Genomic DNA, 8,250 nt, shown 5'->3' with positions numbered 1-8,250 from the left:
TCCGACGGGGCCACGCACCAGCTGCATGGACGAAAAAGAATCTCCGACGAGCACAAACTATTCATTTTCACCATAAAATAACAAGTAACATGAAACCTATTAAGCAAATCAATGAAACATTGAGCTCGAAATTCTCACTCGGCCTGCAAAGCTGGTGAAAAGGTGAAAAGATGGAATGAGACCTCTGCAAAACTCCTCCTATAATTTGTCTTTCTTAAATATTTTTTGTACCTTTATGGTATGAAACAGAAGTTATCCTCTCCCAGTTTTGCTGACCTGTTCCTTGATCAAAGAAAGGTCAAGCAGACATTCTTTTCACAAATAAACACAGTCATTGATTGGGCACCTATTCGTGCTATAATAGAAGTGGCTTATACGAAAGGCTATAAGTCTACTGGCCGGCCCAGCTATGACAGCCTTGTTTTATTCAGGATTGAATTACTCCGCACCTGGTATGGTCTGAGTGACGGAGAAGTTGAAGAGCAGGTTAACGACCGTCTGTCTTTTAGCCGTTTTGCAGGTCTTGGCATGGAAAATATCGTTCCTGACAGTACTACTGTGTGCCGTTTTCGCAACATTCTTGTTGAAGCGGATTTGTATGATACACTTCTTGCGGAGTTTAATCGGCAATTGGAAGCTAAAGGAATCATTGTAAAGCGTGGTGCCATTGTTGATGCCAGCATTACGAATACTCCCCGTCGTCCCCGTGGACATAAGAGCTATGAGGTCGTTGAGGATAGAAAAGAGAGTGAGAACATAGAGGCTTTTGAGAAAGCCATGCTTAAAGAAGTTGTCAAGCCTAACGTAGATACTTTTTTCGCTTAGTCGGACGCCACGACAACTGGCGGGAGGCTTGCACCGGCGTTGCAAACGTCAAACCAAAAGGAAAGTTAAATGCTCCGGTGTTGCAAATGTCAAACCAAAAGGAAAGTTAAATGCTCAACATGAGCAAACGCCAAACCGAAAGGAAAGTTAAATGCAATGGCGTTGCAAGCGTCACACGGTAACGGATGAAAACGGAATGGTGCTTGCCGAGGAAACGACAGCTGCCAATGAAAGTGATATGAAACACTTAGAAACACCCCTGAAGAAAGCTAAATTGCCACGGAAAGCACTTGTTTATGCCGATAAAGGATATGACTCGATGGAGAACAAAGAAACCCTCAAACGTATGAAACTTAAAAGTCGTATCATGCATAAAGGAACAAGAGGACATGAAATTACTGAAAGGCAGCAGCGCATCAACGTTGCGATAAGTAAGACACGCTACAAAGTAGAACGCACCTTTGGTTCTATGCATAGATGGTTTGGTGCAGGAATAGCAAGATACGTTGGACTTTCAAAAACACATGCGCAGCATATTATGGAATCCATTGCCTACAACTTATACCGAACGCCTGGGATTATTGTGTCAAATTCTATCAGATAAGGGGAAAATACACCGATAAAAGATTGTTATCTACTCAAAAATAACCTCCAACGGCATCTTTCAGTCAAAAATATTCATTCTTCTAAGAGTATATGGGTGAAAATTGAGAGGGTGGTGGGTTTTGCAGAGACCTCATTCTGTCTTACGGGGGCCAACGTGGATGACAGGGATAGCAGGGTGTGGAATGTATTTACAAAGGTGCTCTATGGAAAGGTCCTTGCTGACAGAGGATATATTAAGCAAGAACTCTTCGAAAGTCTATTCTGTCAAGGTATCCAACTCGTTCATGGCCTAAAGGCTAAAATGAAGAACAAGCTGATGCCCTTGTGGGACAAGCTGATGCTGCGAAAGCGATATATAATAGATAAGCCCGAGGCATTGCCAGTGAGTATTGAAAAGAGTAGGCAATTGGAACTATTCTAAGCCAATACTTATCCCGAACTGGCGTATCTGTTTGGGATTTTACCGAAAAAGATTAGCTCGTTTTAGTAATGGCAAGATTATGCCCTCAAAGTTGCGTTCATATCTGTCGATTTTACTGTATTCATCAAATAAATCATCATGCCCCACAAGAAGCTCTTTCAACACATCATTCTTTATCCTCACGACTTTGTTTACCCCCGGTGTGAAAAGATAACAAACGTAATTACTGCGAATGTTCTCAGTAGCCGCCAACATCATTGTCGCCCCGATGAGTCCTCCCATAACACCCATGCTGGAAGCCCCTCCCATTTTTGACACGTCATAGTAAGTTATGACGTATCGCCCGTCTTTTAAAGGATATGCCCGTGCAAAATCGCGCCCCATAGCTCCTACCAAACCAATACGAAGAGACCGTAAATTAAGCATAAACGTACTATCGCATTTAACAGCAAGCGCCTTTTTCCCAATTTCCTTTCTTACAGACTTCTTTTGTAATAAAAAATATAGCTCTGTGGTCGCCTTTTTTTCACCATTCGCATCTTTTACAAAGGCAGGTTCGTCCACCTGAAGCTCAGACCAACGGTTGTTTATAAGGTCTTCATGAGAAATGCAATATTGAATAACATGGGGAAGCAATACCGTATCAGGGGCTTCTGCTTTCATTATGAATGCATTAAAAACAAATGTAAGAACTGCGGATAAACGAAAGAATGGAAGGCTATAATTCATATATCTGGAAACTTATTAAATGGTTTATTACAATATCAGGTGACGAACAAAACCAGCACCAAAGCACAAATGTATATAATAAATTTCTAATTTACAAATATTTTAAGATAAAATGGTAACAACAAACCCTATAATAAGTTCCACTAAGAACGTCCGCTTCCAACACGGAGGTCAACTCTTGCTATCACCCATTAAGAAATTTGCCTATCTCAATTTTCTTTGTACCTTTATCGTATGAAACAGAAGTTATCCTCTCCCAGTTTTGCTGACATATTCCTTGGGCAAAGAAAGGTCAAGCAGACATTCTTTTCACAAATAGAAACACCCCTAACGAAAGCTGAATTGCCACGGAAAGCACTTGTCTATGCCGATAAAGGATATAACTCGATGGAGAACAAAGAAACCCTCAAACGTATGAAACTTAAAAGTCGTATCATGCATAAGGGAACAAGAGGACATGAAATCACTGAAAGGCAGCAGCGTATCAACGTTGCGATAAGTAAGATACGCTACAAAGTAGAACGTACCTTTGGTTCTATGCATAGATGGTTTGGTGCCAGAATAGCAAGATACGTCGGACTTTCAAAAACACATGCGCAGCATATTATGGAATCCATTGCCTACAACTTATACCGAGCACCTGGGATTATTGTGTCAAATTCTATCAGATAATATGAAAATACACCGATAAAAGATTATTATCTACTCAAAAATAACCTCCAGCGGCATCTTTTGGTCAAAAATATTCATTCTTCTAAGAGTATATGGGCGAAAATTGAGAGGGTGCAGGTTTTGCAGAGGCCTTGAAAGGGCACATACGTGGCTCTTCCATCTTTTTTTGGTAATTGCAGATGCGGGAGGAGTAAGGGCGGTTAACTTTCTCTCATTTCACGCAGAAGTGTTTTTTGACGCTCGTTGAGCGACGTGGGGAGCTGCACATGATATGTGATGATAAGATCGCCGAAAGTTCCGTCGCCGCGATCATAACCTTTGCCGCGCACGCGAACCTTTGCTCCATTTTGTGTATTCTCCTTTACTTTGAGTTTGATCTTCGTCCCGTTGCTGAGTTGGATTACCACTGCGCCACCCAACAGAGCCGTGTAAAGATCGATGTTGACTGTTGCATTCATCTCGCCCGAACGCATTCGGCTACTCCTCTGAGATGTTCCGCCCCGCCCGGACGCACCAAACAGGTCGCGGAAGAAATCGGAGAAGCCACCACCGCCACTACTGAATCCGCTGAAATCAAAGCCTTCGAAGGGGCTTTCGCCACCACCACCGCTCCAATGATAAGTGCCACCGGTTCCGCCGCCGGCTCGTTCGTAGGCCTCAGCATTGCGCCATTGCTCGCCATACTGATCGTATTTCCGGCGCTTCTCAGGGTCGTTGATCACATCGAAAGCTTCGGTCAGGGCTTGGAATTTGGCTTTTGCTTTCGGGTCATCGGGATGTAAATCGGGATGAAATAACTTCGCCCGTTTGAGGTAAGCCTTACGAACATCCTTTTGAGGAATGTCGCGCGCTACACCCAGAATCTTGTAATAGTCTATAAATGCCATTATTTTGTCTCCTTATATTTATATCTTCTGTTTGGCAAAAACTATGCCGTCTTGATGTTAAGCCACACCATTTTTTGTATCTTTGCACGCAAATAAGCATGAGAAGTATGAGAAATCTGATCTTGGCGTCGATCTTGACGCTCGGTTTATTACCTTCATCTACGACAATGGCAAAGATTAAAACGGTGCGACTCCGCGTGATTCAGACCAGCGATGTGCACGGAAGTTTCTTTCCCTACGACTTTATCGGCCGCAAAGAACGCGGTGGTTCGCTGGCTCGGGTCAGCACTTATGTAAACTCATTGCGCAAGAGTTATGGTCGCAATCTGATTCTTTTAGACAACGGCGATATCTTGCAAGGCCAACCCACGTGCTATTATTGTAATTTCGTTAAGCCTGAAATGCCTAATGTGGCGGCTTCGGTGATCAACTATATGCGCTACGATGCCGAGACAATGGGCAATCATGATGTTGAGACGGGGCATCAGGTGTATGACAAATGGATACGCGAGGTGAAATGTCCGATGCTCGGCGCCAATATTATCGACACGAAGACGGGACGACCGTATGTGCATCCTTACACGATTCTCGATCGAGACGGCGTGAAAGTAGCTGTTATCGGGATGCTCACTCCGGCTATTCCCAATTGGCTCAATGAGAGTTTGTGGAGCGGATTAAGATTTGATGAGATGGTGAAAACAGCCCGATATTGGGTTGATTATTTGCAGAAAAACGAGCATCCCGACGTCATCATCGGTTTGTTTCACTCAGGAAAAGACGGCGGAATCAAAACAGCCAATTATGCCGAAGATGCTTCGCTTGAAGTAGCTAAGCAGGTACCAGGCTTCGACTTGATTCTTTACGGACACGATCACACACGGCATCGTGACGTAATAAAGAATATACGGGGGAAGAAAGTGCTGTGTTTAGACCCTTCCTGCAATGCTTATCTCGTAAGCGATGCGATGATCACGATCACGAAAGACGGCAAGAAAGTGGTCAGGAAAGATGTAACGGGCGACCTTGTCGACATCAGCAAGCAAGCCATAGATGCTGACTATATGGCCCATTTCAAGCCTGAGATTGACAGTGTAAATGCCTTTGTGAATCGCAAAATCGGTCATTTCAAACGCTCGATATACACACGCGACTGCTATTTTGGCAGTGCTCCGTTCACAGATTTTATTCACGACTTGCAATTAAGGATCACCGGAGCCGATATTTCATTCAATGCACCCTTATCGTTCGATACGCGTATCCAGGCAGGCGATGTACACGTGAGCGATATGTTCAATCTCTACAAATACGAAAATCAAATCTATGTGCTTCGGATGACAGGTAAAGAGATTCGCAAACACTTAGAGATGAGCTACGATCTTTGGTGTAATACGATGACAAGTCCTGACGATCACATCATGCTGATGAATGATCATGCTAAAGAAGATCAACAAAGATTCGGATTCAAAAACCTTGCTTTCAACTTCGACAGTGCTGCCGGCATCGACTATGAAGTGGATGTGACCAAGCCCAATGGCCATAAAGTGCGCATTCTGCGGATGAGCAACGGACAGCCATTCGATGAAAATCGCTGGTATAAAGTGGCCATGAATAGCTATCGAGGCAATGGAGGCGGCGAGCTGTTGACCAAAGGAGCCGGTATTCCGCACGACGAATTGAAGCGCCGTATCATCTTTGAGAGCGAGCGAGATCTGCGTTATTATCTGATGAAAGAGATTGAGAAAGTCGGCGTAATGGATCCGAAAGCACACGGAACTGGCGTTTTGTACCCGACGATTGGGCAAAACCAGCTATCGAACGAGATAAAAACTTAATTTTCGGAACGCCTATCGACTCGAAAGACAGTAAATAAATGAAACGATATTGGTTTGTTTTCTGCCAGTCGGATATTGTTTTAGAGAAGTTGTCCGACGGCACTTACACGATTCCTTTCAGCGAAAACGCTCCCGCCTTTGTAAAATCTTCGGCAACTGTTCACACTATCACACCGTTTGAAGACGGATCGGAAGTACGAGCCGTAAGCCTCGACATACCCGTCATTGACGATCCGCGATATGAGATGTGCGGGCTTCGCGCATCTTATTACAAACTCAACATCAATCTATACAATAAAGCCGGAAAGTGCCAAGAAATTCTTTATTGGGATCAGAATACACGCTTTTGCGGTGTATGTGGCGGTCCGATGAAACTCCATACCGATATTTCCAAACGTTGTACTGTATGCGGTAAAGAAGTTTGGCCACAATTATCGACGGCCGTTATTGTGCTGATCAGTCGCGGCGATGAAATTTTACTCGTGCATGCCCGCAATTTCCGAGGCACATTCTACGGTCTTGTTGCAGGCTTTGTAGAAACCGGCGAGACCTTAGAAGAAGCCGTAAGACGAGAAGTAAAAGAAGAAATCGGTCTCGCAATCAAGCATCTTCGCTATTTCGGAAGCCAACCCTGGCCCTATCCCAGTGGCTAATGGTTGGATTCTTTGCCGAATACGACAGCGGAACCATTCATTTGCAACAATCCGAATTGGCCGCAGGAGGATGGTATCATAAAGACAGTTTGCCGCAGATACCCGAGAAATTGAGCATCGCCCGTAAGCTGATCGATCATTGGCTCGACCATTTTAATACAGAAAAATAATGAAAAATCTTTTAGAAAAAGCGCTCGGCTTTGATGCCAAGTCAATGAAACTGCGTACCGAACTCATTGCGGGCGCCACCACTTTTCTCACAATGAGCTACATTTTAGCTGTCAATCCTACCATTTTATCAAGTACCGGAATGGATAAAGGGGCACTATTCACAGCTACGGCATTAGCCTCTGCCATCGCCACTCTATTGTTGGCGTTTATGGCCAAACTACCATTTGCACAAGCGCCGAGTATGGGGCTTAATGCGTTTTTTGCCTACACACTCTGTTTAGCGATGGGTTACACGTGGCAACAAGCATTGGCCATCATGCTGGCCGAGGGTGTAATCTTCATTCTGATCACCTTTTTCAATATCCGTGAACTCATTTTGGAGAGTATTCCTAAGAATATGCGGTTTTCTATTTCAGCTGGAATCGGTATGTTCATCGCCTTTATCGGACTGAAAAATGCTGATATTATCGTAGCCAAAGAAGCCACATTCGTAGGATTAGGTAAATTTACTCCCACCTGCATTCTCGGTATTGTGGCCATTCTGATGAGTGGAATTTTAATGGCCAAAAATGTCAAAGGCTCATTGTTTTACGGCATTATCGTGGCTACTTTGGTCGGAATTCCGCTCGGAGTGACGCAAATCCCCAATGGATGGATACCCATTTCAGCTCCGCAAAGCTTGTCACCCATTTTCTGTATGTTCGATTTCAAAGACTTTTTCACCTTGCAGACGTTACTCGTAATATTCAGTCTGCTCATCGTTAACGTGTTTGATACGATCGGAACCATCGTAGGTCTCGCTTATAAAACTGGTATTGTGCGGGCTGACGGTAGCATACCACACGTGAAAGAAGCGATGATGAGCGATGCCATCGGTACGACCTGCGGTGCAATGCTCGGTTCGTCGACCATTACGACCTACGTAGAAAGTGCATCAGGAATAGCAGAAGGCGGTCGGTCGGGTGTGACTTCATTTTTCGTCGGACTACTTTTCATCATCGCTTTATTCCTCTCTCCTATCTTCCTGCTCATCCCCAGTGCTGCCACCAGTGGTGCTTTGGTATTAGTAGGTGTGTTGATGATCGACTCGGTCAAGAAGATTGATCTCAGCGATGTGAGCGAAGCATTCCCTGCTTTCATCACAATGATTACGATGGTACTATGTTACAGCATTGCCGACGGTATCTGTCTCGGTATTCTCAGTTATGTCATTGTCAAGCTCTGTACCCTCCAATTCAAGCAGCTCAATCCCACCCTTCTCGTCCTCTCCGTATTGTTTGTCATCAATTTCATATTCGGGTAAGAAACTGCGGATTTTTCGTTGCCTGACACTCCGGGAAGCAAAAAACCGCGGATTTTTCGTTGCCTGACACTCTGGGAGGCAAAAACCGCGGATTTTTTGTTGCCTGACACTCCGGGAAGCAAAAACCGCGGATTATTTGTGCCTGACACTC

3 protein-coding genes and 5 pseudogenes are annotated in these 8,250 nt (G+C 44.4%); 6 read left to right on the top strand and 2 right to left on the bottom strand.

What is annotated here, in order from left to right; translation table 11 throughout:
- Positions 1 to 240: 240 nt before the first annotated feature.
- Together JCM12259_RS17795 and JCM12259_RS11955 are read left to right on the top strand one after the other, a co-directional pair.
- Positions 241 to 1,429 (top strand): annotated as a pseudogene (locus tag JCM12259_RS17795) (IS5 family transposase).
- A 132-nt stretch (positions 1,430 to 1,561) separates the two neighbouring features.
- Positions 1,562 to 1,852, top strand: a pseudogene (locus JCM12259_RS11955) (transposase); the annotation flags it as partial.
- Between the two features lie 39 nt (positions 1,853 to 1,891).
- Here the strand turns inward: JCM12259_RS11955 and JCM12259_RS11950 are convergent.
- Positions 1,892 to 2,515 (bottom strand): DUF6563 family protein, encoded by a 624-nt coding sequence (locus tag JCM12259_RS11950; RefSeq protein WP_234396612.1) that lies wholly within the window; start codon positions 2,513 to 2,515, stop codon positions 1,892 to 1,894.
- Positions 2,516 to 2,896: 381 nt separating this feature from the next.
- Here JCM12259_RS11950 and JCM12259_RS15440 point away from each other — a divergent pair.
- Positions 2,897 to 3,253 (top strand): annotated as a pseudogene (locus JCM12259_RS15440) (transposase); the annotation flags it as partial.
- A 200-nt stretch (positions 3,254 to 3,453) separates the two neighbouring features.
- On the opposite strand, the gene JCM12259_RS11940 reads toward JCM12259_RS15440, so the two are convergent.
- Positions 3,454 to 4,140, bottom strand: coding sequence for a J domain-containing protein (locus JCM12259_RS11940; RefSeq protein WP_025066620.1), 687 nt, complete (start codon positions 4,138 to 4,140; stop codon positions 3,454 to 3,456).
- Positions 4,141 to 4,247: 107 nt separating this feature from the next.
- Between JCM12259_RS11940 and JCM12259_RS15435 the strand changes: the two are divergent.
- The 3 genes and pseudogenes from JCM12259_RS15435 (at position 4,248) to JCM12259_RS11925 (ending at position 8,099) form a co-directional block, all read left to right on the top strand.
- A pseudogene (locus tag JCM12259_RS15435) lies at positions 4,248 to 6,010 on the top strand (bifunctional metallophosphatase/5'-nucleotidase).
- Positions 6,011 to 6,795 (top strand): annotated as a pseudogene (gene nudC / locus JCM12259_RS15430) (NAD(+) diphosphatase).
- Complete coding sequence (locus JCM12259_RS11925; RefSeq protein WP_025066619.1) at positions 6,795 to 8,099, top strand: NCS2 family permease; 1,305 nt, start codon at positions 6,795 to 6,797, stop codon at positions 8,097 to 8,099. The pseudogene nudC and the gene JCM12259_RS11925 overlap by 1 nt, the downstream one beginning before the upstream one ends.
- Positions 8,100 to 8,250: the final 151 nt, after the last annotated feature.

Origin of the sequence: Hoylesella enoeca JCM 12259, from assembly GCF_000613405.1 — a bacterium.
Lineage (GTDB): Bacteria > Bacteroidota > Bacteroidia > Bacteroidales > Bacteroidaceae > Prevotella > Prevotella enoeca.
The sequence above is the reverse complement of the archived record's forward strand: the minus strand, read 5'-3'. Positions and strand labels throughout refer to the sequence as shown.